This is a genomic window from Kouleothrix sp. 19917 (genome assembly GCF_057073505.1).
In genome coordinates, this window is record NZ_CP097099.1 from 8,388,871 (window position 1) to 8,415,042 (window position 26,172).

Genomic DNA, 26,172 nt, shown 5'->3' on the forward strand with positions numbered 1-26,172 from the left:
ACGCGTAGTAGGAACGCATGATGGTCGCACCCGGCGTTCGCGTCGGGTGAGGGTTGAAACTCGTATGCGGTGTGCTCCATCTAACGTATCGAGCGGGTCGCACCCGGCGTTCGCGTCGGGTGAGGGTTGAAACTTGACACTGATGATACGCCATAGTGTGCGCGATGGTCGCACCCGGCGTTCGCGTCGGGTGAGGGTTGAAACATAGTCGTCTGGGAACGCCATCGCGCGCTTGATCGTCGCACCCGGCGTTCGCGTCGGGTGAGGGTTGAAACTCAGGACGCTCTCCTTGGCAGCGGCAAGGGCCTCAAGTCGCACCCGGCGTTCGCGTCGGGTGAGGGTTGAAACATGAATGTCGGTGGGTTCGCTGTGACCCCACCACCCGTCGCACCCGGCGTTCGCGTCGGGTGAGGGTTGAAACTCGCTTGCGCAGAGTAGCACCGTCACTCGTCAGCGTCGCACCCGGCGTTCGCGTCGGGTGAGGGTTGAAACCTCCATTTTGATGGGCATGTCGTGGCGAGCATGCGGTGTCGCACCCGGCGTTCGCGTCGGGTGAGGGTTGAAACACGCATATCAAAGGCCACAGCGGCGATCGGGATAATGTCGCACCCGGCGTTCGCGTCGGGTGAGGGTTGAAACTCCGCCCGGTCGTTCCGACGATGACCGCGCCCAAGTCGCACCCGGCGTTCGCGTCGGGTGAGGGTTGAAACCGAATGTCCGACACAAACCCCTCGGCCATGGTCGAGGGTCGCACCCGGCGTTCGCGTCGGGTGAGGGTTGAAACCATGCCGATGTGACGCCGACGATCGCCGGCCTTTGGGTCGCACCCGGCGTTCGCGTCGGGTGAGGGTTGAAACACATCCTGCAATCGCTCAAGCCAGATCAGGCGCAGGGTCGCACCCGGCGTTCGCGTCGGGTGAGGGTTGAAACACGCTGGCAGCGCCGCAGCTGGCGCCCGGTGATGGCGTCGCACCCGGCGTTCGCGTCGGGTGAGGGTTGAAACTACCGGCAGTATCACCGCTGCCGACGTTGCCAGCGTCGCACCCGGCGTTCGCGTCGGGTGAGGGTTGAAACCTGCACATGGATGTCGCCGATCCCGCTCACTGGCGTCGCACCCGGCGTTCGCGTCGGGTGAGGGTTGAAACATCGGCAAACTCCGCCCACCACGGATCGCCGCCGGTCGCACCCGGCGTTCGCGTCGGGTGAGGGTTGAAACTGCCATTGGTCGGCAAGCTCCTGCGCCCGTGCTGCGTCGCACCCGGCGTTCGCGTCGGGTGAGGGTTGAAACAGCGAATAGTAATCTTTGGCGCTAGTTAGTAGTTAGTCGCACCCGGCGTTCGCGTCGGGTGAGGGTTGAAACAATAATGTGGCGATTGTCGAGGATGCCGACACCAGTCGCACCCGGCGTTCGCGTCGGGTGAGGGTTGAAACTCACTGAAAATGGCTCACTGGCGCTGCTTGGCGCAGTCGCACCCGGCGTTCGCGTCGGGTGAGGGTTGAAACGCATACTATCCCGATTGGCGCTACACGCCGCGCAATGTCGCACCCGGCGTTCGCGTCGGGTGAGGGTTGAAACCACCACTGCCGCCGCAAACACGCACCCGCCGCGTGGTCGCACCCGGCGTTCGCGTCGGGTGAGGGTTGAAACGCGTAGGTGGCATCAATGCCGACCTGCGCGCCGCGTCGCACCCGGCGTTCGCGTCGGGTGAGGGTTGAAACGTTTACCCACTCGATGCCGTTGATGCCTTGCTTATGTCGCACCCGGCGTTCGCGTCGGGTGAGGGTTGAAACAGATGCACTTTGTCGCTGGTGTAGTAGGTCAGATGTCGCACCCGGCGTTCGCGTCGGGTGAGGGTTGAAACAATGAGTGCTGCAATGTCAGGCTGCGGCATAGCGTCGCACCCGGCGTTCGCGTCGGGTGAGGGTTGAAACTGGCAGGTCGTGCGAAGCGTGCAGGCGTGGCTGCGCGTCGCACCCGGCGTTCGCGTCGGGTGAGGGTTGAAACACAATGACGCTATTGAACGTATTCTGTCCTAACCGTCGTCGCACCCGGCGTTCGCGTCGGGTGAGGGTTGAAACTTGTTGGGGGCAATATAAATCTGGTTGTTCGTGTCGTCGCACCCGGCGTTCGCGTCGGGTGAGGGTTGAAACACATTGCAAGTATGGGAAGCCATTCAGCGTCGTCGTCGCACCCGGCGTTCGCGTCGGGTGAGGGTTGAAACGAGGTCATGGTGTATGGCGCGACGGCTGCGACGGCGTCGCACCCGGCGTTCGCGTCGGGTGAGGGTTGAAACAATTTCTTGGCACGTTTGCGCTGCCAGGCGCGCGTCGCACCCGGCGTTCGCGTCGGGTGAGGGTTGAAACTACCAACCCTACTAGCAGATATTGTGCCACCGGCACAGTCGCACCCGGCGTTCGCGTCGGGTGAGGGTTGAAACTCACTATATGGACTCGCTGCGGTATGTGGCCGCAGGTCGCACCCGGCGTTCGCGTCGGGTGAGGGTTGAAACAGCAGTCCTTTGCGCAGCGCGCCCGCAATGTTGCGTCGCACCCGGCGTTCGCGTCGGGTGAGGGTTGAAACGGCGTGCCGCGAATCGGCGTGCTCGTCGGGCTATGTCGCACCCGGCGTTCGCGTCGGGTGAGGGTTGAAACAGATCCGTCCACAGGGGAGCCACGCCGCGATAGCGTCGCACCCGGCGTTCGCGTCGGGTGAGGGTTGAAACACGATCTGGCGCGTGCGCCTGAACGGCGACCCGATTGTCGCACCCGGCGTTCGCGTCGGGTGAGGGTTGAAACAAGGGTGCGGCCGCCAGCGGGGTCGCTCTGAGCGCGTCGCACCCGGCGTTCGCGTCGGGTGAGGGTTGAAACGGCGTGCCGCGAATCGGCGTGCTCGTCGGGCTATGTCGCACCCGGCGTTCGCGTCGGGTGAGGGTTGAAACAAGGGTGCGGCCGCCAGCGGGGTCGCTCTGAGCGCGTCGCACCCGGCGTTCGCGTCGGGTGAGGGTTGAAACAACCAGGCACTCATGGCGCTGATCACCGACTTCTAGTCGCACCCGGCGTTCGCGTCGGGTGAGGGTTGAAACAAGGGTGCGGCCGCCAGCGGGGTCGCTCTGAGCGCGTCGCACCCGGCGTTCGCGTCGGGTGAGGGTTGAAACCAGTGAGCGCCCCGGCCCAACGGCGAAGGAACCACAAGTCGCACCCGGCGTTCGCGTCGGGTGAGGGTTGAAACACGCCTGTCCACGTGATGCCCGCCGCCGCATCGTCGTCGCACCCGGCGTTCGCGTCGGGTGAGGGTTGAAACATCGGCCGCGCCCGAGGTGCGCGCCAGGTCAAACGTCGCACCCGGCGTTCGCGTCGGGTGAGGGTTGAAACTGCTCTCGATTGCCCCACATCGGCTATGGTTCACGTCGCACCCGGCGTTCGCGTCGGGTGAGGGTTGAAATCCCTGCCGTATCGGGTTCGGTACTACGTCCGAAATCGGTCGTGCCCCACTGCCCCACGCCTTTGCGAGGGCTACGCGCCCTCGCGCTCCGCGGCAAGAGGCTGCCGCCAGCCTCCTGCACCTCGCCGCTGGGGCCTTGCCCCAGACCCCAAAAAGAGCGTGGGAAATGAGCGAAATGTTTTACGGTCATGCCTCCGTTGTGGATGCAGGCAAGGCATCGGACGATGAATGCAGAAGCTGCATACAAAGCTAGCACAGCTTCATTCAACAGTTGCCAGCTTTATGGCACAACTGAGGCATGACAAACAGTATTCGCTTTGCCAATCACATCAAATTCGGGGTTCGGGGCGATAGCCCCGACGCGGGGTGCTGGGGCGGCGCGAGCCCCAGCGGCCGTGCGGCCTGAGCAAGCTGCGTTTGGGTTGGTACTGCTTATTCAAAAGCTGCCAGCGTAGAGCACAACAGAGGCATGCGCGCCAAGCGCTAAACACAAGATTGCATCAAATTCGGGGTTCGGGGCGATAGCCCCGACGCGGGGTGCTGGGGCGGCGCGAGCCCCAGCGGCCGTGCGGCCTGAGCAAGCTGCGTTTGGGTTGGTATTGCTTGCGGCACAAGCAAAGGGCGGGCGGACACGCAGGTCCGCCCAGACAACCCGCCCAGACAACCCGCCCAGATAGTCTGCGAAGGCAGGCCGCTAATGCCCCGCCCCATACGCCATTTCGCCCGCGCGGATGGGCGCGACCACACGATTTTCTGCCGGTGGGATCGGGCAGCTGTAGCGGTCGTTGTAGGCGCAGTAGGGGTTGTAGGCCAGGTTGAAATCCGCCAGAAAGCTGCCGTCGCCCAGCTCTTCCAGTTCGAGGTAGCGCCCCGCGCCATAGGTCTCGCGCCCGCTGGTGGCGTCGACAAAGGGCACGAAGTAGCCGCCCCACGTCGCATAGTAAACCGTCAGCCCTGCTGGCTGGCCCTCGCTCTCGAAGGCGAAGCGCCCCCAGCGCTGGTAGACCTGCTCGCCGCCCGTGCTGGTGAGCATCTGGATGGCTTCTTTTGGATCGAACTCTTCAGGGCGCACCACCAGGCGCAACGCCTCGTTTTCGGGGTAGTAGTGCAGGCCGGCAAAGTCGGCGCGCTCGTGGCGCGGGATGGGCGATTCGGGGCTGTGCTTGAAGTAATGGTCTTTTGCGGCGCGCTGGCCGGCAAGGTCGTTCATGGTTCGTGCTCACAGTTCTTGTGGTATGATTGGCGTTCCAAAGCGTGCCAATTATAGCTGAATAGTCGCGCCAATGCGGCTGGCGTTACACTCCCTGCCGCTTCCTCTGGCTATGGAAAGGAACGACCATGCTCGACCCAACCCCCTACCGCGAGCTGTTCCCGATCGCCAAGCGGCTGGCCTTCTTCAACCATGCCGGTGTTTCGCCGCTAAACACGCGCGCCGTGGCCGAGATGCAGGCCTTCAACGAGCTGTGCGCCACCCAGTCGATCAGCGAGTATCGCCCGGCCATGGGCGCGATGCAAACGGATCTGCGCCAGCGCTTTGCGACCCTGGTGAATGCGCGCTCGGCCGACGAGATTGTGCTGATGCCAAACACCGCCACCGGCATCAACACCGCCGCGCTGAGCCTGCCGCTGCGCGCGGGCGACAATGTGCTGGTGCTGGAAGGCGATTACCCGGCCAATATCTACCCCTGGATGAACCTGGCGCACCGGGGCGTGCTCACCAAGTTCGTGCCGCAGAAGGACGGCGGGCTCGACCTGAACCTGCTTGAGTCGCGCATCGACAACCACACGCGCGTGATTGCAATGAGCACGGTTGTGTTCGCCACCGGCTTCCGCAACGACCTTGTGGCGGTGGGTAAGCTGTGCAAGCAGCGCGGCATCTATTTCGTGGTCGATGGCATTCAGTCGCTTGGCGCACTGCCCTTCGACGTGCAGGAAGCGCAGGTCGATTTTCTGGCGGCGGGCTCGCAGAAGTGGCTGCTTGGGCCGATTGGCGCGGGCTTTCTGTATGTGCGCAGCGAGCTGATGGGCGAGCTGGGCGCCGGCCCCTATGTCGGCGCGGGCAGCACCGTCGACGCCATGAACTTTCTCGACTACAACTTCACGCTCTTGCCGACGGCTGAGCGTTTCAACCTTGGCTCGGCAAATGCGCTGGGGCAGGTTGGTCTGCGCGCCAGCCTGGCATTGTTGCAGGAAATCGGCATCGAGCGTGTGGCCGAGCGCGTGCTCATGCTGGCGGGCGTGGCAATTGGCGATTTGCAGGAGCGCGGCTTCACGCTTTCGGCCAGCGCCGCCCCCGAGCACCGCTCGGGCATTGTCATCCCGCTTGTGCCCGACCCGGCCGCCGCCAGCGCGAAGCTCGAAGCGGCGGGCATCATCTGTATTCCACGCGGCAAGGGCATACGCATTGCGCCGCACTTCTACAACACTGAGGACGAGATCCTGCGCGTGGGCGAGCTATTGAGCACGTTGTAACAGTTTGCAGCTGGCAGTATGCAGTCGGCAGTATGCAGCTGGCAGTGCGGCGACTGCATACTGCCGACTGCATACTTCTGAGAATAAAGGAGGAACTATGCCCTATGCTCACAAAGTCGCGCCCGGCAGCAAGGTCGCGCTTGGCAAAATTGCGCCCGACGATAATGGCGGCATGGACAAGGAAGAAGGGCTGGCGCGCTTCGCCAAGCTCAATGCCGAGCTGGATGTGATTCAGGAAGAACTCTACGCCGCCGGCAAGCACAGCGTGCTGCTGGTGCTGCAAGGCATGGACACCAGCGGCAAGGACGGCACCATTCGCAATGTGCTGCTGAACCTGAACCCGCAGGGCGTGCGTGTCGAGTCGTTCAAAGTGCCCACCGAAGAAGAGCTTGCGCACGATTTCCTGTGGCGCGTGCACAAGGTTGCGCCGCGCAAGGGCGATTTCGGCGTGTTCAACCGCTCGCACTACGAAGACGTGCTGGTGGTGCGCGTGCACGACCTTGCGCCGAAAGAAATCTGGCAGGCGCGCTACGAGCAGATCAACCAGTTCGAGGCGCTGCTGGCCGCCACTGGCACGATTATCGTCAAGCTGTTTCTGCATATCAGCAAGGACGAGCAGGAAGAACGGCTGCGCGAACGCGAGCAGGATGTCACCAAGGCGTGGAAGCTTTCGGCCGGCGACTGGCGCGAGCGCGAGCATTGGGACGATTATCAGCGAGCGTATGAGGACGCGCTGGAGCGCTGCAGCACCGAAATCGCGCCCTGGTATGTCGTGCCGGCGAATCGCAAATGGTTCCGCAACCTTGCCGCCACCGAGGTACTGGTCGACACGCTGAACGCCTACCGCGACGGCTGGCACGCCACGCTCGACGCCATGAGCAAGGCGCGCATTGCCGAATTGCAGGAATATCGCGCGGGCAAGCCAGCGTAAAAGGCGTGCAGGTTATACGTGCGTTTTTCTTTCACCACGAAGACACGAAGGCACGAAGATTCGCAGCCGGTTCCTGGTTCTCGGTTCTTGGTTCTGGCTGCAGTTCTGCAACTCCTGGCAGCGCGGCGCGTATTATGGGGTGGAAGCGGTGTGATAGCGAAAGGAGAAAACAATGTTTCAGCAAATGCTGAACGCCAGCCGCGCGATTCTGCTGCGGCCCTCGGTTGCTACGTTTGAAGAATACGAGCGCAACGACCTGGGCTGGGCTACGATTTATATCGCCATCAGCACGGTCATCGCCGCCATTTTGGGTGTAATCAGTTTTCTGCTCAACCGGCCCTACCTCGAACAGCAGATGCGCGACTTGCAGGATCGGCTGAATGGCGAGCCGCTGCCGGCTTTCGCGACGACCATGATGGGCGGGCAAAGCGCGACGGGCGCGATCATTGGCGGGCTAATCTTCACGCTGCTGGCGTTTTTTGTCTGGACCGGGCTGGTCTACCTGCTGGGGCGGCTGTTTGGCGGCACCGGCGCGTTTGGCGAGCTGGCCTACGATATTGCGCTGTTCTGGGCACCAATTGCGGTCATCCGCGCGCTGATCGGCGTGATTGCGATTGGGCCGGTCGCGGCGATTGGCGGCATCATCGGGCTGATCGTTGGGCTGTATAACATTTACCTGAGCTGGCTAAGCGTGCAGTCGGGCATGAACCTTAGCCCCGGCAAGGCGGCAGGCGTGATCGCGATACCGCTGGTGGTGCTGCTGCTGGGCTGCTGCGCGATTTTTGGCGCAGTGGCGCTGGCAATTGTGGGGATGTCGCAGCAATAGGGGATAGGGAAGGGCGGGAAGCACTGATTTAAGAATATGCCTGTCGGCTAGTGCGTGGTGCGTAGTGCGTAGAATGGCATTCTACGCACTACGCACTACGCTCTTTTATAGCGTGTAGCTCGTTTTCACAGCCTGCGCCTCACATCTCGCGCCCCATATCGCGCACATCGTAGCCGCCCAGCGCCATCACCGCCGCGCGGTAGTCGTCGCTGGCAAGCGCGTGGCGCAGCGGGGCCAGCAGCGCGCCTTCCCAGTGGCGGCGCGGAATCGCCAGGTCGTAGCGCTCCTGAAACAGCGGCACAAAGGCCAGGCCCAGCGCCTGCGCCGCCGCCAGAATGCCCAGCCCAGCGTCGGCCGCGCCGCCCAGAATGGCTGCCGCCACGGCCATGTGCGTGAATTCCTCGCGCTCGTAGCCGCTGATCTGCTCGGGCGCGATGCCCATGCGCTTCAGGTGGTAATCGAGCAGCACGCGTGTGCCCGAGCCGCGCTGGCGGTTCACAAAGCGCAAACCGGGCTGCGCCAGGTCGGCCAGGGTGGCGAGCGAGCGCGGGTTACCGGGCGGCACAATAAAGCCCTGGTCGCGATACACCAGATTGACCAGCACAATATCGTCGTCGGGAAGCAGCTGCCTGAGGAAGGCGTGGTTATACTCGCCGCTGGCCTCGTCGAGCAGGTGCGTGCCGGCCAGGTGCGCGTCGCGCCGCTTCAGCGCCAGCAGGCCACCCATACTGCCGACATTTGCGGAAGCGAGGCGCGTGCCCGGCGCAAACTGGCGAATATGGCCGGCCAGCAGATCGAGCGCGAGGTCGTGGCTGCCAATTGCGACAATGGTGCTGGCGATTTCGGCCGGGTCGCGCAGCAATTCGGCCTGCACCTCCGCGCCAGCGTGCAAACCCTCGGAGAAGCGCGGCACCTGCACAATGCCGTCGGCCCGCACCAGCGACATCACCACGCCCGCGCCGCGTGTCAGCGGCGTTGCGATCACCCGGTCGTCGACCGCGCCAAGCGTCACGCGGATGAACTCGTCTTCGCCCATGGGCGAAAGCAGCTTGCGACTAAACACTGCCGGCATGGATGGGCGGCTGGGCGGCAGCTGGCCCTGAAGCTGATAGAGCAGCGGGCGCAGAAACAGCTCGGCCGTGAGCGCCGCCGACACTGGGTAGCCTGGCAGGCCCAGCACCGGCCGTGCGCTGGCCGTGCCCAGAATGACCGGGTGGCCGGGGCGGATGGCCGCGCCGTGAACCGCAACTTCGCCCAGCTCGGCAATCACGGCGGCGGTGTAGTCCTCCGAGCCAGCCGACGATCCGGCGTTCACCACCACCACATCGTGCGCATGGAGCGCGCCCGCAATCGCTGCCTGAAGCAGCTCGCGCCGGTCGGGCACGGGCGGCAGGCGCGTAGGCAGCGCGCCCCACTCGCTCACCTGCCCGGCCAGAATGAGCGAGTTGAACTCGATGATGTCGCCGGGGCGCGGGGCTGTTGCCACATCGTCGATGCGGATCAACTCGGTGCCGGTTGGGATAATCGCAACGCGCGGGCGGCGGCGCACCGCCACGCTGCTATGGCCGGCTGCCGCCAGCGCGCCCAGATCGACCGGGCGCAGGCGATGGTTGGCCGGCAGCACCAGCTCGGTCGCCACAATATCTTCGCCCAGCGGGCGCACATGCTGCCACGGCGCCACCGCCGCCATGATTTCCACCGTGTCGCCAAAATCCTGCACGTGCTCGGCCATGATCACCGCGTCGGCGTGCGGCGGCAGCGGGTCGCCCGTATCGACCCAGATGGCCTGTGCGCCGAGTGCGAGCCGCAGCGGGCTGCTTTCGGTTGCGCCGGCGGTGTCGGCGGCGCGCACGGCAATGCCATCCATCGCGGCGGCATGGTAGTGCGGCGACGAAAGCTTGGCCCAGATCGGCTCGGCCGTGACGCGGCCCAGCGCATCGGGCAGGCCGACCGTCTCGGCGGGCAGCGCGGCGACGCCACCAGCGCGCTCAAGCGCGGCGCGAAAGCGCGCGTGCGCCTCATCGAGCGCGAGATCTTCGAGGTAGTAGCGTCGGGGCATCAGACTTCCTTATTTCCTTACCACAGAGGCACAGAGAACACCGAGGTGGTCAAACACAAACGATAGGTCTCTGCGTCCTCTGCGCCTCTGTGGTGATTTTCAAAAAACCCTGATGTTCACCATTTCGTCGGCGTACAGACCCGCCAGATCGAGCGGCACGCGCAGCAGGCCGTCGGCGTGCGCCATGGTGTAGATTAGGTTTGATTTGCCGAACACCGGCTCGGCCCACAGCGCGCCGTCGCGCTCGACCAGCCGCACCGGCACAAAATCCTCGCGGCCAGTGCGCGATGCAACATTGCGCGCCAGCCGCGCGCTGACGCTGCCGTGGTGTGGGGCGGGTGCCGCGCCCAGCAGCCGCGCCAGCGCGGGCGCGACAAACAGGTCAAACGCAATCATGGTTGAAACCGGGTTGCCGGGCAGGCCGAACACTGGCTTCGTGCCCACCAGCGCGAGGATGGTTGGCTTGCCGGGGTGAATGGAAACGCCGTGCACCAGCACGCCGGGCCTGCCCAGCGCCGCGATTACTTGCACGGTCATGTCGCGGGTGCTTACCGAGCTGCCCGCCGAAATCACCAGCGCGTCGGCGCTGGCCAGCGCGGCGGCGGCCATTTCGTGCAGGCGCGTGGCGTTGTCGGGCGCGATACCGATGAGGGCAGGCTCGGCGCCGGCCTGCTGCGCCAGCGCGGCAATCGTGTAGCTGTTGATGTCGCGGATCTGGCCGGGCGCAACCGGCTGATCGGCTGGCACAACTTCGTCGCCAGTGGCGAGAATTGCCACGCGCGGGCGCGCCGCCACTGGCACACTGGTGATGCCCAGCCCTGCCAGCCCGCCCAGGTCCTGCGGGCGCAGGCGCTGGCCGGCCGCGAACAGCAGGTCGCCGCTGCGCACATCTTCGCCAGTGGGAATAATGTTTTCGCCCACCGCGACAGGCTTCACGATCTCAAGCGTCTGCGCGTCGAGCAATTGCGTGTTTTCGACCATCACGACGGCATCGGCCCCGCCTGGCAGCATGCCGCCGGTATGCACGCGCGCCGCCGCGCCCTTCGCCACCGACAGCTCGGGCGCGCGGCCCATTGGCACCTCGCCGCTGAGCGTCAGGTAGGCGGGCAGCCCTTCGCTCGCGCCGTAGGTGTCGGCGGCGCGCACGGCAAAGCCATCCATCGTCGAGCGCGGAAAAGCCGGCAGGTCGGCTGGCGCGTGGAGCGCCTCGGCCGTCACGCGCCCTAATGCGTCGAGCAGGGGCACACGCTCATGGCGGCCCAGCGGCGCGAGGCGGCTCAGCAGGGCGTGCAGCGCCTGCGCAACGGTAACAACCTGAAAGAGTTCGGGCATGGTGCTTTCGTCTCGGTCTATGCGTCGCGGGTGATTCTACCACAGACGACGGCTGGCGATGGACGAATCCACCACGGAAGCACAGAGGCACGGAGGGTTGTGGGAATGGAGAGTAGAGAACGAAGGACGAAGGACGAATGACGAAAGGATAATTCACCACGGAGGCACGCACGGAGGGTTGTGGTTTGCACGCCGGCGCAGGGACGAATCTTATCTTCGCCCGATAAACAGGTCGCCGGAGCAACGACGACCGCTCACAGACACAGTGGTCCGTGGTCGGTCGTCATTCCTCCTGCTAGTGCAGTATCAAAAAAAGCGATGCGGAAATCAGGGAAGAACACCAGTATTGCAAACGTCAATCCCTATTCCCCATACCCTAAACCCTGCCCTGAAAGCTCGCTACGCCTGCCGCGCCTCTTCGGGCAGCGAGCGCCCGGCGTCGTGTACCGCCCGGTCGGTGTTGGTCGTCGCCAGAATGACCAGCCCGATCAGGAACAGCGCGATCAGCGACAGAATCGCATCGCGGTAGGAGTTGGTCGCGCCCACCACCGCGCCAAAGATCAGCGGGCCGATCCACGAGGTGCCGCGCTCGGAGATTTCGTAAATCCCGAAGAACGACGCCTCGCGGCCGGGCGGAATCATGCGCGCAAACAGCGAGCGCGAGAGCGCCTGCGAGCCGCCCAGCACCATTGCAATCGCACCGGCCATAAACCAGGCCTGGGTGGTGTTCTGCAAAAAGCCATAGGCATAGATCACCACGCACGACCAGAGCACCAGCGAGAGCATAATGGCGCGCTTGGTGCCAATTGCGCGGGATATACGCTCGAACACCAGCGCGCCCAGAAACGCCACAAACTGCACCATCAGGTAGATCAGCAGCACAAAGCGCTGATCTTCGCCATTGGCGCGCTGTGTTTCGGTAAACAGCTCCTGCGAAAGAAACACCGACGCCAGGCCAATCACGGTCTGAATGCCGTCGTTGTAGAACAGGTAGCCAACCAGATAGCGTAGTGTGTAGGGCAGCCGCCCCAGCTCGCGGAAGGTTTCGCCCACTTCCGAAAAGCCAATCGTCGCATAATTTTTGCCGGGTGGCAGGCTGCGCGCCGGCGCGCGGTTGCGCAAGCGCGCAAAGGTGATCAGCGCAAAGCCGCCCCACCATACACCTGCCGACAGCAGCGAAAGGCGCACAGCCATGCCCGCGCTGATGCCCAGACTGTCCGCGAAGGTGAGCATAGCGAAGTTCGCGGCCAGCAGAATGCCGCCGCCGAGGTAGCCAAGCGCAAAGCCGCGGCTCGAAACAGTATCGACCTTGTCTTCGCTGGCGATATCGGGCAGAAAGGCGTTATACAGCACAATTGCTGCGCCAAAGCTCAGGTTGGCAAGAATAAACAGCACCCCGCCCCAGAAATAGGTGTCGGCGGTGATGAAAAAGAGCAGGCAGGTTGCCAGCACGCCGGCATAGCAGAAAATTGCCATCAGCCGCTTCTTCAGGTTGGAGTAGTCGGCGATTGCGCCCAGAATGGGCAGCATGAACACCTGAAGAAAGACTGAGAAGGAAATACACAGTGGAAAGAACGACTTTGCCGTCACTGCGCCAAACGGCCCCAGCCCAAGCACCACGCCATTTTCGCCCACGGCGCTTTGCGCCAGCGCGGTGAGGTAGGGCGCCAGCAATGCGCCGGCCACGGTGGTGCTAAACGCCGAGTTCGCCCAGTCGTACATCGTCCAGCCGAAGATCTCGCGGCGATCGTTTTTGGGGAAGGAGTGTGTTGTTGCGGTGAAGCCGGCCATGCACATGTCCTTTCAGCAAGCGCGGCGAATCAACGATTACTCTACATAAACGCCACACAAGACACGTTTTCGCATCTTGTGTGGCGCTGAGGGTATGCGGGCAGCGTTGGCATGCGGCGATGTTCCTTGGTTAGCGGGAGCTTTCGACTTTTTGAAGCCGTCGGAGTTACTCTAAAGCCCAGACAAAACGGTTGAGCCACAGAGCGCACAGAGACCACTGAGTAGGATCGCCCAAACTCGGAGACTGTTCGGCTGAGCTCACGACGAAGCCTCGGTGTTCTCTGTGGCCCAATGCTTCTGTGCTTCGCTGAAGGCGACGAGCACCCTGGCCGTTCGTCCTTCGTCATTGGTCTCAGCAAGCAGGGCCGAACCGGGCTGGCGCATTATCAGGAAGGCAATGCGGAAATGGGGAAAGTAACATCAGCATTGCACTCGCCAAACCCGATTCCCCATCCCCGCGCCCCTGCGCGTTCACGCGCACTAGCGCCCGCGCCATTCGGCCTTGCGCTTCTCCAGAAACGCGCCGGTGCCTTCCTTAGCGTCTTCGGTTTGCACAATCGTGCCGAACAGCGCCGCCTCGTACATGCAGGCGTCGGCCAGCGCCATGTCGTGCCCGCGGTTCACCGCCTGCTTAATCGCGGCGACCGCCAGCGGCGCTTTGCCCGCAATCTGCTGGGCCAGCGCGTGGGCAGCCCCGGCCAGCTCGGCGGCAGGCACCACGCGCTCGACCATGCCGATGCGCAGGGCTTCTTCCGCGCTGATCATATCGCCGGTGAGGTTGAGCAGCTTCGACATGCCCGGGCCAGCCAGGCGCGTCAGGCGCTGCGTGCCGCCCCAGCCAGCAATAATGCCCAGGTTGATCTCGGGCTGGCCGAGCCTGGCGGTGTCGGCGGCGATGCGAATATCGCAGCTCATCGCCAGCTCGCAGCCGCCGCCCAGCGCAAAGCCATTCACCGCCGCAATCACAATCTTGCGCATCTGGGCGATGTACAAGCCAAGCTGGTGGCCGCGCTCGGCCAGCTGGCGGGCCGCGTCGGCGCTGGGCAGCGCGCGCAGCTCGTTGATGTCGGCGCCGGCCACAAATGCCTTCTCGCCCGCGCCAGTGATGACCGCCACGCGCAGCTCGGCATCTTCCTCAACGTCGCGCAGGGCCGCCGCAAGGTCGGCAATGGTCGCCTGGCTGAGCGCGTTCAGCACCTTTGGGCGGTTTACCGTAATCGTCGCAACCGCGCCGTCGCGCTCGAACAAAACGTTTTCGTAGGTCATGTGGCACTCCATTGTGTTACTACGTGTGCTTTACCCAAAAATAATAAGCAGAAACCTGCTTGTTCTGAAAAATACGTTATTTCATACAACAGGCAAGCTTCCAGGAAGCTCATCTGGTTATCATTAGGACTTACGCAGTTGGTCTGCTGAGCCTTCGGCAGAGCGGTACTCGATTTTCTCTTTGTGTGCAGTTTTTCCGCGCGTAGCGCGGAAAAACTGCACACAAAAATGATCGTTTTTACCTTGCTGCCGCAGGCGAAAAGCACAGCGTTCAAATGCCAAATAGCGCAACTGCGTAAGTCCTAATCATGTTGAAAGAAAACTGGCGTGAGCTTCCTGGAAGCTGAGTACAAGGAAATGTATTTTCCAGAGTACTGATTGCATGTTCAGGAAAGCGGCACGGAAATTGGGCAAGACCATCAGCAGTGCAGTTGCCAAACCCTATTCCCCATCCCCGAGCCGCTGCGCTGAAAGCGGATTGTATCGCTCGCTGTGCAGTTCGATCGCGCGCGCAACCTCGGCCGGCGCAATCGGCTTCAGCAGCACGGGCACGTTCGCCGCCAGCAGCTTCTGCATCAGCTCATCGTTGGTTGTGTCGCCGCTTACAACAATCAGGCAGTGCAGCAGCCCGCGCTCGTGCAGGGCAGCGAAGAGCTTTTCGCCACTCATGCCGGGCATGCGGATGTCGGAAATAATGCCGTTGTACTGGTGCTGAGCGATAAGCTGCAGGGCGGCGCTGCCGTCGGGCGCACCATCGACGGTGTGGCCGCGCTGCATCAGGAAGCGGCTCATCATTTCGCGAATTGGCGCTTCGTCGTCGACGACGAGCAGGCGCAACGGTCGCGGTGCGGCTTCATCGCGCTGTGCTTGCGGCGCTGGCGCGAGGCTGCTGGCGGTGGGCAGGTCGATCTGGAAGCGCGCCCCCTGCCCCATGCTGCTCTCGACATGAATCGTGCCGCCGTGCTCCTGAATGATGCTATGCGCCAGCGACAAGCCCAGGCCGATCCCTTCGCCCGGCAGCTTGGTGGTAAAAAACGGGTCGAACAAGCGATCGAGGTGCTGGGACGCAATGCCGGCCCCAGTATCCCACACCTCCAGCGAAGCGCCAAACGGCGTGCGCGCGGTGCGGATTGTGAGCTGGTGGGCGCGTTCGACACTCTTCATAGCCTGCTCGGCATTTACAATCAGGTTCAGCAGCACTTGTTCCAGCTGCCCGGCGTCGCCTTCGATCAGCGGCAGATCGGCGGCGAGCTGCTTTTGCACTGTAATATTGCCCGTTTGCAGCGTATAGTTGCGAATATTCAGCACATGCTGAACCACGTCATTCAGGCTCACTGGCTGCTTCAGCAGATCGTGATCTTGCGTGTGCCGGGCGCTCAGGCGCAGATCGGCAACAATGCGCGCCATGCGGCTGGCTTCGTGCCGAATCGTCGTGATGTCGGTCTGGTCTTGTTTGGAATGCGATTCGAGCAGAAGCATATCACACATGCCGATAATTGTGGTAAGCGGGTTGTTCAGCTCGTGCGCCACGCCGCCAATCAGCGTGCCCAGGCTCGCCAGCCGCTCGGCGCGCCTGAGCTGGCGTTCGTGCTCTTCGGCTTTGGTGGCATCCTGAAACAGGTCGAAATACAGTCGCTCGCCGTTGGTGCCAGCCACCACGCCTTTCACAAGGTCGAGCACAATCACCTGCCCGTCGTTGCGGCGGCGGCGCACCCGGCCCGACCATTGCGCATTGGCGTGCAACTGGGTGAAACGGGCGGCCTGCTCGCGCGCGTCTTCGTCGTCGGGGATGAATTGCGCCAGGGTATAGGCTGCTGGCGTTTCGGCAGAAACGCCAAGCATTTTCGCGGCGGCGGGGTTGATAAAGCGAAAGCGCAGATCTTCGCCAAGCAGGGTAATGCCTTGCTCGATCCGCTCGAATACCATCATGAGCAGGCGCATCTGCTGGTCGCGCGCGCGCTCCTCGGTGATGTCGCGGATCATGCCATGCATGCCCACCACTTTGCCCTGTTCCCATACTGCCACGGTCGAGCCCTGGATCAGGCGGGTTTCGCCATTGGGCCGGGTAATATGCAGCTCGGCTTCGACGATTTCGGAAGCGCCGGCAACTGCATTGCCCAAAATGCGCGAGGCGTTTTCCACATCTTCGGGGGGCATGATTTCGCGGAAGTGGTGGCCAATGATTTCGTCGCGCGGGCGGCCCAGAATGCGCTCGCCAGCCGGGTTTATTTCGGTAAACAGGCCATCCGCATCAATGGCATAGATCATCTGCGGGGAAGTGGCGACCAGGCGCTGATAGTGGGCTTCGGCCAGGGCATACTGATTTTGCATGCGAACCAGCTCGGTCACATCAATCGCATGCACCAGAATGCCGGCGACGTGCTCGGTTCCTTCGTACAATGGCGAGTACGAGAAGTTGACGATGCGCTCTTCAAGCGGGCCATCGGGCGTGCGCTGAAGAAACAGCGACCGGTTGCTGGCCACAAAGGCAACGCCAGTTGTATACACGGTATCGAGCAGATCGATAAAGCCCTGCTCGATCACCTCTGGCACGGCTTCGCGCACGGGCTTGCCAATAATGTCGCGGTGCCCCACAAGCTGGTAGTAGGCCGGGTTCGCCATTTCAAAAATATGATCTGGCCCGCGCAGCGTGGCAATGGACGTTGGCGATTGCTCGGGGACGGTTGAAAAGTAGGAAGGCTCGCTCCACTCGGTCAGCTCGACGCCAATGCCAGCAAGGCGCTGCCCTTCCCATAAGGGGTAGGCCAGGAAATTGACCAGCTTGCGCGTGCCTTTGGGGTAGATGGATGCCTGGCCCTGCACGCGCTGGCGCAGCTGGATCACGGTGTTGAATGGCCAGGGGTAGCCGTCGGCGCGTGACTCTTGCAGGATGCGGCCCAGAACCTGCCCACGTACCTCGGCAAGCGATACACTCAGAAGCCGCTCGGCCGCCATGTTCAGGTAGGTGCACCGCATGCGCTCGTCGGCCAGCAGCACTGGCGCAGCCAGCTTATGAACCATTGCGGCCAGGCCCGGGCCGGCATACAGGCTGTCGGCAGGCGCTGGGCGCGAATACACCATGTCGTCATGCTGAAGCCGTTGCGGTTCCGCCATACCTCCACCTCATTGGTTACGCGCAATGCGTCAAAGCGCGCACGTTTGCTGATAGCGCTTCCCTTCTCTTCCCAGGCTTTGTTTGGCAATGGCACAGGCGCCGCCAGGGCCAAGCCGATACCGCGCAGTGAACACATCCGTGAGTGGTGGCAGAGAGTAGATTATAGCACCTTGTTCAAGTGGCACTTTGGCCGAGTGTGGTGGCCCATGATGGTGTACGACCGGGCCGGGTTTTCAGATCTTCCCACAGATTTTGGTATACTTGCGCCCGGTGCCGTTGCGCCAAAACGGCGAGCGGAAGCACGAGCGAAATGCATATCAGGGAGGATAGCATGCAGATTGCGGGACATACAGCGCTGGTGACCGGCGGGGCATCCGGGCTGGGGGCCGCCACAGCGCGCCGGCTGGCCGGCCTGGGCGCGCGCGTGGTGATTGCCGATGTCAACGAAGAAGCTGGCCACGCGCTTGAGCGCGAGCTGGCGGGCAAGGTCGTTTTTGCCCGAACCGATGTTACGGATGAGGCGTCGATGCGGGCGGCGGTAGATGCCGCCACTGCGAATGGCGAGCTGCGCATGCTGGTGTGCTGCGCGGGCATTGTGCTGGCCGAACGCGTGCTTGGCAAGCAGGGCCCGCTCGATCTCCAGCGCTTTGCGCGCATCGTTCAGGTCAACCTGATCGGCACCTTCAACGCGATTCGCCTGGCGGGTGAGCGCATGGCCGCCAACCAGCCAAACGACGAAGGCGAGCGCGGCGTGATCATCACCACGGCGTCGGTGGCGGCCTACGAGGGGCAAATCGGCCAGGCCGCGTATTCCGCTTCCAAAGGCGGCGTGATGGCAATGACACTGCCGATTGCGCGCGAGTTTGCGCGCTTTGGCGTGCGGGTGGTCAGCATTGCGCCCGGCATTTTCGAAACGCCAATGATGGGCGCGCTGCCCGAAGCGGCGCGCGAGTCGCTGGGCCAGCAGGTGCCGTTTCCCTCGCGGCTGGGCCGCCCGGCCGAGTATGCCCAGCTGGTGCAGCATATTGCCGAAAACGTGATGCTGAACGGCGAAACCATTCGCCTCGACGGCGCGATTCGCATGGCGCCAAAATAACCACGGCCCGAAACGCAACCAGGCGGCGAGATATGCTCTCGCCGCCTGGTAGTGACAGCAGCCTGTTGCAAGCTGCGTGATGAGCATCCCAACGCCGCTACCGCCTAGCAGCGATCTCAACTGTGCGGCTCATCAAGGCCCACGCGCCCCCGGCGCAACGAGCTGTGCCCGCTCTGCCGGCGTGAGTAAGCGAAATCCGCCATTGTCGTTCACATACACCACCACTTCACCGCGCACCTGCAAGAGCAGATCGACATTGCCATCGCCCGTCAGATCTTGCAGTGAAAGATACGGCACCACCGCATCGCCATCTGCACCAATCAGGTAGGGGCCGGCCAGCACCTGGAGCTTGCTGGCGTCGCCGCCGGGCAGTTCCAGAATGCTGACCTGCCGGTTCTGGTTGATCGCAATCAGGTGGGTGGGCGTGCCGCCGGTTTCGTTATGCCCAACCAGCCCATCGATCTGGGTGGTGCGTGGGTAGCCGTAGCGCAGATCGTCGAGCCGCCGCTGGCCCCAGCCCCATGCTGCCGTGAGCAGCACCGCGCCAAGCGCCAGGATCAATATATACGCAAGCGCCGTCGCCAGCCAGGGCGACAGCGCGGGCCACACCCCGCCGGGCGGCGCGGTGCGGCGTGATTTCATTGGCCGTGAAACAACTGCCATCAGCAACCTCCTGTTTGTGAGCCGCAGAGCGAGCCACGCGACGGGAGGCGCCTGAACATTCCATGAGCCCATCGTTGAGATGAGTGTAGTATACCTTGCTGGAACAGAAAGAAGAAGGGGTTTTTGCTAACTTTTTGTTAGAATATAAAGACGGTTTTGAGGCTTCCTGATGCGCTACGCGCCCCGTTCGAGTTGCTCGCGCAGCATCAGCAGACCAGTGCGCAGGCGCAGCTTCACTTTGCCCACCGGCTCGCCAATTTCCTCGGCAATCGCCGCGCACGACATCCCGCCATAGTAGGCCAGCTCGAGCACCTGTCGCTGTGCCAGCGGCAGCGCCGCCAGCGCCGGGCGCACCACCTCGGCCTCGGGCAGTTGTGCCAGCCGATCCGCAAGGCACGGCTCTTCGCCGCTGCTGGCGCGCTGCTGCGCCGCCGTGTGGCTGCCCGCCGCGCCAATTGCGTCGAGCGCGCAGGTGCGCGTAATACCCACCAGCCAGCGCACCAGCTGCGTGTCGGGTGGCGTCGCCCCCGCCGATTGCCAGACCGTCTGAAAGACATCCTGCACCACATCTTCGGCCATGGCGGGCGTGTGCGCAATGCCCAGCGCCAGCGAGTACACCAGCTTGCTGTAGCGCGTGTACAGCAGATCGAGCGCGCGCTCGTTATGCTGCGCAATCTGGATGATCAGGTCGGTGTCGGGCCATGTATCCTGTGAAAGCGCCATGGTTGCGAGCGCGGGCCGGCGCCGGGTGAAAGCGGACGAATCGGGGAAATCGCGGCCAGAGTCCATGCGGAGCTTCTTTCATTCTTTTGTGGGCGCCCGTCGGCACGCGCAGCCTTGTTTTGCCGATTGGGAAGCGCCGCAGCGCAGGAGTTTCATTGTAGCTGCATAGCAAGCCATATGCCACTATGGGTTGCCAAATCGCAACCGCTGCTGCAACCACGCTGTGGCGTTTTCATGCTACCATAGGCGCGTTCTGTTTGTATCTTTCGAGTGGAGGCAGAGTGCGATGACGCAAACATACCGAGTTGAAAAAGACTCGCTTGGCGAGATGCAGGTGCCCGCCGACGCGCTGTATGGCGCGCAGACGCAGCGGGCCGTGCTGAACTTCCCAATCAGCGGGCAGCGCCCCTACCCGGCCTTTGTGTGGGCCCAGGCGCTGATCAAGCGCGCGGCGGCCGAGGTCAACCGCGACCTGGGGCTGCTCGACGAGCGGCTGGCCGGCGCGATTGTTGAGGCCGCGCAGGAAGTGCTCGATGGCAAGCACGCCAGCCAGTTCGTGGTCGATCCCTTTCAGGCCGGCGCGGGCACCAGCCACAACATGAACGTGAACGAGGTGATCGCCAACCGCGCCAACCAGATCCTGGGCTATGCGCTCGACGACCCGAAGAAGCCGGTGAGCCCGAACGACCATGTCAACATGGCCCAGAGCACCAATGATACCATTCCTGCCGCAATTCGGCTGGGTGCGCTGTGGCGGCTGGATGCGCTGCTTGGCGCGATCGACGGGCTGGCCGACGCGCTGGATGCCAAGGCCGCCGAGTTCGACGATGTGGTGAAATCGGGCCGCACGCACCTGCAGGATGCCGTGCCAGTGCGCCTCGGCCAGGAGTTTGGCGGCTACGCCCAGGCCGTGCGCAACGACCGCGAGCGCGTCGCCACTGCCGCCGACCGGCTGCGCCGCCTGGGTATTGGCGGCACCGCCACCGGCACCGGCCTGAACGCCCACCCCGAGTACCACGCCCGCATGGTCGCCCGTTTGTCCGAATTGCTCGGCCAGCCGCTGCGCAGCGCCGGCAACCTGTTCGAAGCCATGCAGGGCCAGGCCGACGCGGCCGACTTCTCGGGCAGCATGCGCACGCTCTGCGTCACGCTCACGCGCATCGCCAACGACTTCCGCCTGCTTTCGTCGGGCCCGTCCACCGGCCTGGACGAAATTCGTCTGCCGGCAGTGCAGCCCGGCTCCAGCATCATGCCCGGCAAGGTCAACCCGGTGCTGGCCGAAATGCTGAACATGGCCTCGTTCCACGTGCAGGGCTGCGACTACACCGTGGCGCTGGCAGCGCAGGCCGGCCAGCTTGAGCTGAACGTGATGATGCCGATTATCGCACATAATCTGTTCGAGATGGAACACGTGCTGATTGGCGCGATCACCGCCTTCACCGAGAAGTGTGTGGTGGGCCTGACGGCGCAGCGCGAAAAGGCCAACGGCTGGCTGGCGCGCAACGCGATTGTCGCCACCGCGCTCAACCCGCTGATTGGCTACATGCCGGCGGCGGCACTGGTGAAAGACGCAATGAAGCGCAGCACGACCATTCGCGAGGTTGCGGCCGAGCAGATTGCGCGCGGCGAGCTGAAGAACAAGGACACCGGCGCGGATGTGACGATCGAGGAGATCGATGGGCTGCTGGGCGACATGCACAAGCTGACCGAGGGTGGGCTGGGTGGGCCGGCCGGCGGCGGCTAGGGGAATGTTGAGTGCTGAATGTTGAGTGTTGAATTTATGCAGGGACTAACTCAACACTCAGCATTCAGCACTCAAAATTTACTGAATCTTCGCTAATTCGGCCTCAACCTGGGCGCGCTGCTGGTCGTTTTTGGCATCGGCGGCGCGCCGCAGTGCTTCCTGGAAATCTTCGCGCGCGCCGTTGCGGTCGCCGGCTGCGGCGCGCGCGCGCCCCCGCTCGAAGAACGCCACAAAGCTCTGATCTTGCTGGAGTGCGGCGTCCAGCGCTGCCATGCGCTCGTTGTTCTGGCCAAGCGCTTCGTAGGCGCGCGCGAGGTCGAGTGCGGGCATGGCCGAGGTGCCAAAAAACAGATCGCTCAGCGGGCTGGTGTCATCGCGATGATCCTGAACGGCCAGCAGCTCATTCAGGGCATCCTGCGTGCGCTTGAGCCCCAGCAAGGCCAGCCCGCGGCCATAGCGCGCGGCCCATGTTTCGTTGCCACCGATCAGCAGCGCCTTCTCAAAATCTTGCAGCGCCTGCTCGTCGCGGCCGAGCGCGTGCTGCACAAAGCCGCGCAGCGTATAGCTTTCCGGGTCGGTCTCGTTAAGCGCGACGAGCTTGTCGGCGTCGGCCAGCGCGGGCTCGAAATCGCGCTGGCGCACCAGAAAGTCGAACTCGTCGCGCCGGATGCCGCCATCGTCGGGCGCGGCGGCCACGGCGGCGGCGAAATCGCGGCGCGCATCATCTGTTTTTCCCTGGCGCGCATAGATCAGGCCACGCAGGCGGTGGGCCGCGCTGTTGCTGGCGTCGGTGCTGAACACCTGCTCAAGGTCGGCCAGCGCCTGCGCTTCCTGCGACGCGTAGTACAGCAGCCAGGCGCGATCCATGCGTGCAGGAACATAGGCCGGCTCAAGCTCGATCGTGCGGTCGAGATCGCGCCGCAGGCTGGCTGGGTCGTTTTTCGGGTAGCCCATCAGGATGCTGCGCTGGTAGTAGGCGCGCGCAAATGTGGCGTCGAGCTCGATCGCCTTGCTGTAGTCGGCAATCGCGTCGTCGGGGCGATCGGTGCGCTGGTTCACATAGCCGCGCGCGAAATACACCAGCGCGTTGTTTGGCGCGAGGCTCAGTGCGCGGTCGATGTCGGCGTGGGCGGCGTCGGGGCCAGAATTGCTCAGGTTGGCGATTCCGCGCAGCGCCAGAAGGTTGGGGTCGTCGGGGCGGGCTTCCAGCGCGGGCTTGAGCGTTTCCATCGCCCCGCCGGTGTCGCCCGCGTCGAGCTGCTGCGCAGCTTTGGCGATCACGTCGGCCACCGCAGGGTCAAGCGCGCCAGCAGAAGCGGGAAGCGGCTGAGCAGCGGCGCTGGTGGCTTGTGTACTGGTGCCGCTGCTTGGGCCGCGCAGCAAGGCAAAGGCGGCTACACCAATCACTACCAGCGCCAGCAGACCGCCGGCAATGGCGAACCAGGGCGTGCCTGTGCGGCGCGGCGGCGCGGCAGGTGCAGCAACGGCGGTTGATGGTGCGGGCGGAAGTGGGGACTGCGCGGCGGTTTCCTGCGCTGGCAAGGGTAGAGGCGGCGGTGTGGCCAGGCTGGCGCTCGGCGCTGGCGCGGGCGCGTCGGGCAGTGCCAGCGACTGCGTGGCGGGCGTGCTGGCCACGGCTGCGCGCAGGGCCTGCGCCATCGCGCCAGCCGTTTGAAAGCGATCGTCGGCATTTTTCGCCATTGCCCGAAAGATGATGCGCTCCAGCGCTTCGGGAATGGCCGGGTTGATCTGGCGCGGCGGTCGCAGCGGATTGTGCACATGCATCATCGCCACAGCCAGCGGTGTTTCGGCCACAAACGGGCATTCGCCGGTGAGCGCCTGATACAGCACCACGCCCAGCGAATAAATGTCGGTGCGCGCATCGACGGCCTGGCCCTTCAGCTGCTCAGGGGCCATGTAGGCAGGGGTGCCAACCATCATGCCGTCGCTGGTGAGCTGCTGGGCTTCGCTGTAAATCTTGGCAATGCCGAAATCCGAGAGCAGCGCATCGCCGTCGCGGCCAATCAGCACATTGGCGGGCTTGACATCGCGATGAATCACACCCTGGCGGTGCGCGTAGTCGAGCGCATCGGCCACCTGCGCCACCAGCGCAGCCGCCCGCGGGATGCTCAGCGTGCCGCCCGCAATCAGCCCGCTCAGGTCGCCGCCGTCGGTGAAGCGCATGACGAGGTAGGGAATGCCGTCGTCTTCGGCAACATCGTACACGGGCAGAATGTGGCGGTGTTCCAGCCGGGCAATCGTGCGCGCCTCGCGCTCGAAGCGCGTGCGGAAGGACGGATCGCGCGCGAGGTTGTCGGGCAGCACCTTAATTGCAACATAGCGATCCATCACGGCGTGGTAGGCTTTGTAGACGGTTGCCATGCCGCCGACGCCAAGCTGTTCGAGGACGCGGTAGGGGCCAAGTGAGCGCCCGGTCAGGTCTGCCATGCATCACCTCGCGCACAGGTTTCGCTCTGCGGAAAACTTCCTGCCCATATGATACCATTAGGCCGCGCACGCCGCACTGAGCCACGGCGGTTGGCGAGTGATCCATCTGCCGACCGTGCCGCGCATACGAGTGGCGGGCGTAGGCGGGCGTATGCAATACGCCCAGACACAGGGGCGTATGCAATACGCCCAGACGCAGGGCGTATTGCATACGCGCAGACGCAGGGCGTATGCAATACGCGCAGACGCAGGGCGTATGCAATACGCGCAGACACAGGGGCGTATGCAATACGCCCAGACCGAGGATCAAGCGAAATCTGTGGATCGTAATCGCGAATGGAATTCATAGGCACCACGCATGACATCAATCACCATCATCGCTGGGAATGCCGGGCCGGGCCTGAGCCTGGCAGCCGCCGCGACCGCGCTGCACATTGCCGCGCCGGGCCAGCGCACCCTTCTGCTTAGCACGCACTCGGCGGCGGGCCTCCATGCGGCCTTCGGCAAGTTGCCCGGCGCGCAACCTTCTGAGATTGCGCCCAACCTCGACGCGCTGGCGATCGAAGGGCCGGGCGCGCTGGCCGCCGCATGGGAAGGGGCGCGCGCGCAAATGCCATCCACCCTGGCACAGATCGCTGGCGACGAGCTGCCGCTGCTGCCGGGCGCGGAGCTGCTGCTGGGGCTGGCCGAACTGCGCCGCCTCGCGCCGCGCTATGCGCATGCTGTGCTCGATGTGGGCGCATACGACATGCTGCTGCGCGCGCTGGCCGCGCCCGACGCGCTGCGCTGGGCGGTGCGCCTTCTGTTCGGATTGGATCGCGGGCCGGGGCGCAGCGCGGCGTCGATCAATCGGGCGCTGCTGCCGACCTCGTTTATTCCCACCGACGCCTACGCGGGCGTGCAGAACGCGCGCGTGCGCGCCGAGCAGCTGCGCGAAGAAATATTGGCCCCTGGCACCGCCGTGCGCTTTGTGCTGCGCCCCGACCCGGCCGCGCTCGAGGAAGCGCGCATTGCCGTGGCCGCACTCCAGCTCCACGGCCTGCCGGTGGCGGCACTGCTGGCCGGCCCGCTCCTGCCCAACGACACCAGCCACCCCGCGCTTGCGGCTGTTTCCGCGCAGCAAATGCGCGTGCTGGAAGAGGCCGCCGCCGCATGGCCGGCCATTGCGCTGCGCCAGTTCGGCTTGCACGGCGGAGGTGTGAACGAGCTAGGCGAAATCGGCGCGCAGATTGGCACAGCTGCCCCAGCCGCGCCGCCAATCGCTACCAGCTGGCAGGGCGCGCCCGCGCTGGCAATCGCGCTGCCGGGCCTGCCCAAAGGCGCATTGCAGCTCACGCTCAGCGGCGACGAGCTGATTGTGCGCGTGGGCGCGTACCGCCGCCATCTGCTGCTGCCTGAGGCGCTGCGCGGCGTGGCCAACATTCGCGCCACCCGCGAGGGCGAATATCTGGTGGTGCGCCGGCGCTAAAGCCTCGAAAGCAACCGTAACCACGAAGGCACGAAGTGAAAATGCTGACTTCTGAAACCTGACTGCTGAATCCTCGCTTTTGCCCCACCTGATAGCATTCTCATTGCTTCGCGACGACACTATCATTTACCTGATGCGCCCAACATAGTATTGTTGCTCCTATACCGGCGACCACAAGAAGTGAAGAGAAAGGGAGCACGCGAATGTTCAATCGTCGCAGCATTCAGGGCGCGGCAATCATTCTGGTCCTCGCGTTGTGTATCTACCTGGGCATCCCGCCATCCGATGATACGCTGATCCGTCGCTTTCATTCCAACTCGGCCGTTCAGCAGCTGGCCGCCCTGTTCGAGCAGGACAAGCAGCCGCTCATAGTAAATGCGAGCGGCGATGTCCGATCTGGTGATGAGAAAATCCCATCGCTTCCACCCGAGCGGCTCGACCAGTATCGCGATCTGGTGCGCCGCGCCGGGGCAAGCTGGGTGGGCGGCGATGGCGCAGGCAGCCTGACGCTCTACTACCCGCCGCCGGTGCTGCTGCCGGGCTTGTCGGTGAAATCGCTGGTCTATGCGCCCGCGCCGCCAACCGCCCTGACCGATGGGCGCACCGATTTCTATAAATTCCAGCCCGATCAGTATCAGTGGGTATGCCGGCCAATTGAAGGCAACTGGTACGTCTGTAAGGACAACGAAGACTGAGGCGCATGAGGGTCTGGGGTTTTGGGATTGGGCTAATATCTTGAAAACAGCCAACTTGCGAACTTGCAACCTGCCAACCTGCAACCGCATGAGGGTCTGGG

At 63.8% G+C, this 26,172-nt stretch carries 16 protein-coding genes and 1 CRISPR repeat array (1 of these 17 only partly in view); of the genes, 7 read left to right on the forward strand and 9 right to left on the reverse strand.

Annotated features, from left to right (window positions below; genetic code table 11):
- Positions 1–3,443: a CRISPR direct-repeat array (repeat unit 37 nt; unit sequence GTCGCACCCGGCGTTCGCGTCGGGTGAGGGTTGAAAC); it begins 484 nt to the left of the window's first position.
- Between the two features lie 693 nt (positions 3,444–4,136).
- The gene (locus M1P90_RS33865) at positions 4,137–4,652 is read right to left on the reverse strand and encodes a DUF1684 domain-containing protein (protein ID WP_483700296.1); all 516 of its coding nucleotides are present in this window, start codon (positions 4,650–4,652) and stop codon (positions 4,137–4,139) included.
- 128 nt (positions 4,653–4,780) lie between these two features.
- Here M1P90_RS33865 and M1P90_RS33870 point away from each other — a divergent pair, with 128 nt between their 5' ends.
- From M1P90_RS33870 to M1P90_RS33880, 3 genes are all read left to right on the forward strand, one after another.
- A complete protein-coding gene (locus M1P90_RS33870) occupies positions 4,781–5,914 on the forward strand; it encodes an aminotransferase class V-fold PLP-dependent enzyme (protein WP_483700298.1) in 1,134 nt (377 codons plus the stop codon).
- Between the two features lie 97 nt (positions 5,915–6,011).
- Positions 6,012–6,845, forward strand: a complete 834-nt coding sequence (locus M1P90_RS33875) for a PPK2 family polyphosphate kinase (RefSeq protein WP_483700299.1) — start codon at positions 6,012–6,014, stop codon at positions 6,843–6,845.
- Between the two features lie 172 nt (positions 6,846–7,017).
- Positions 7,018–7,671, forward strand: a complete 654-nt coding sequence (locus M1P90_RS33880; protein ID WP_483700300.1) for a Yip1 family protein — start codon at positions 7,018–7,020, stop codon at positions 7,669–7,671.
- Between the two features lie 139 nt (positions 7,672–7,810).
- Here M1P90_RS33880 and M1P90_RS33885 read toward each other — a convergent pair whose 3' ends face one another.
- From M1P90_RS33885 to M1P90_RS33905, 5 genes are all read right to left on the reverse strand, one after another.
- Positions 7,811–9,730 (reverse strand): molybdopterin biosynthesis protein, encoded by a 1,920-nt coding sequence (locus tag M1P90_RS33885; RefSeq protein WP_483700301.1) that lies wholly within the window; start codon positions 9,728–9,730, stop codon positions 7,811–7,813.
- A gap of 99 nt (positions 9,731–9,829) precedes the next feature.
- Entirely contained in the window at positions 9,830–11,062 is a 1,233-nt protein-coding gene (locus M1P90_RS33890) for a molybdopterin molybdotransferase MoeA (protein WP_483700302.1), read from the reverse strand.
- Between the two features lie 399 nt (positions 11,063–11,461).
- Positions 11,462–12,853, reverse strand: coding sequence for an MFS transporter (locus M1P90_RS33895; RefSeq protein WP_483700303.1), 1,392 nt, complete (start codon positions 12,851–12,853; stop codon positions 11,462–11,464).
- A 480-nt stretch (positions 12,854–13,333) separates the two neighbouring features.
- Positions 13,334–14,119 carry an enoyl-CoA hydratase/isomerase family protein gene (locus M1P90_RS33900; RefSeq protein ID WP_483700304.1) on the reverse strand — a complete coding sequence of 262 codons (786 nt, stop codon included), beginning with the start codon at positions 14,117–14,119 and terminating at the stop codon, positions 13,334–13,336.
- A gap of 441 nt (positions 14,120–14,560) precedes the next feature.
- Entirely contained in the window at positions 14,561–17,233 is a 2,673-nt protein-coding gene (locus M1P90_RS33905; RefSeq protein ID WP_483700305.1) for a PAS domain-containing hybrid sensor histidine kinase/response regulator, read from the reverse strand.
- Between the two features lie 332 nt (positions 17,234–17,565).
- On the opposite strand from M1P90_RS33905, the gene M1P90_RS33910 reads away from it, so the two are divergent.
- A complete protein-coding gene (locus M1P90_RS33910; RefSeq protein ID WP_483700306.1) occupies positions 17,566–18,330 on the forward strand; it encodes a 3-hydroxyacyl-CoA dehydrogenase in 765 nt (254 codons plus the stop codon).
- A gap of 132 nt (positions 18,331–18,462) precedes the next feature.
- On the opposite strand, the gene M1P90_RS33915 is transcribed toward M1P90_RS33910, so the two are convergent.
- Together M1P90_RS33915 and M1P90_RS33920 are read right to left on the reverse strand one after the other, a co-directional pair.
- On the reverse strand, positions 18,463–18,993 hold the full coding sequence (locus tag M1P90_RS33915; RefSeq protein ID WP_483700307.1) for a hypothetical protein: 531 nt from the start codon (positions 18,991–18,993) through the stop codon (positions 18,463–18,465).
- A 174-nt stretch (positions 18,994–19,167) separates the two neighbouring features.
- Positions 19,168–19,782, reverse strand: a complete 615-nt coding sequence (locus M1P90_RS33920; RefSeq protein WP_483700308.1) for a sigma-70 family RNA polymerase sigma factor — start codon at positions 19,780–19,782, stop codon at positions 19,168–19,170.
- 220 nt (positions 19,783–20,002) lie between these two features.
- On the opposite strand from M1P90_RS33920, the gene M1P90_RS33925 reads away from it, so the two are divergent.
- The gene (locus M1P90_RS33925; RefSeq protein ID WP_483700310.1) at positions 20,003–21,460 is read left to right on the forward strand and encodes an aspartate ammonia-lyase; all 1,458 of its coding nucleotides are present in this window, start codon (positions 20,003–20,005) and stop codon (positions 21,458–21,460) included.
- A gap of 78 nt (positions 21,461–21,538) precedes the next feature.
- Here the strand turns inward: M1P90_RS33925 and M1P90_RS33930 are convergent, their stop codons facing one another.
- A complete protein-coding gene (locus M1P90_RS33930; protein WP_483700311.1) occupies positions 21,539–23,908 on the reverse strand; it encodes a protein kinase domain-containing protein in 2,370 nt (789 codons plus the stop codon).
- Between the two features lie 358 nt (positions 23,909–24,266).
- On the opposite strand from M1P90_RS33930, the gene M1P90_RS33935 reads away from it, so the two are divergent.
- Entirely contained in the window at positions 24,267–25,376 is a 1,110-nt protein-coding gene (locus M1P90_RS33935) for an ArsA family ATPase (protein WP_483700312.1), read from the forward strand.
- 203 nt (positions 25,377–25,579) lie between these two features.
- A complete protein-coding gene (locus M1P90_RS33940) occupies positions 25,580–26,071 on the forward strand; it encodes a hypothetical protein (protein WP_483700313.1) in 492 nt (163 codons plus the stop codon).
- Positions 26,072–26,172: the final 101 nt, after the last annotated feature.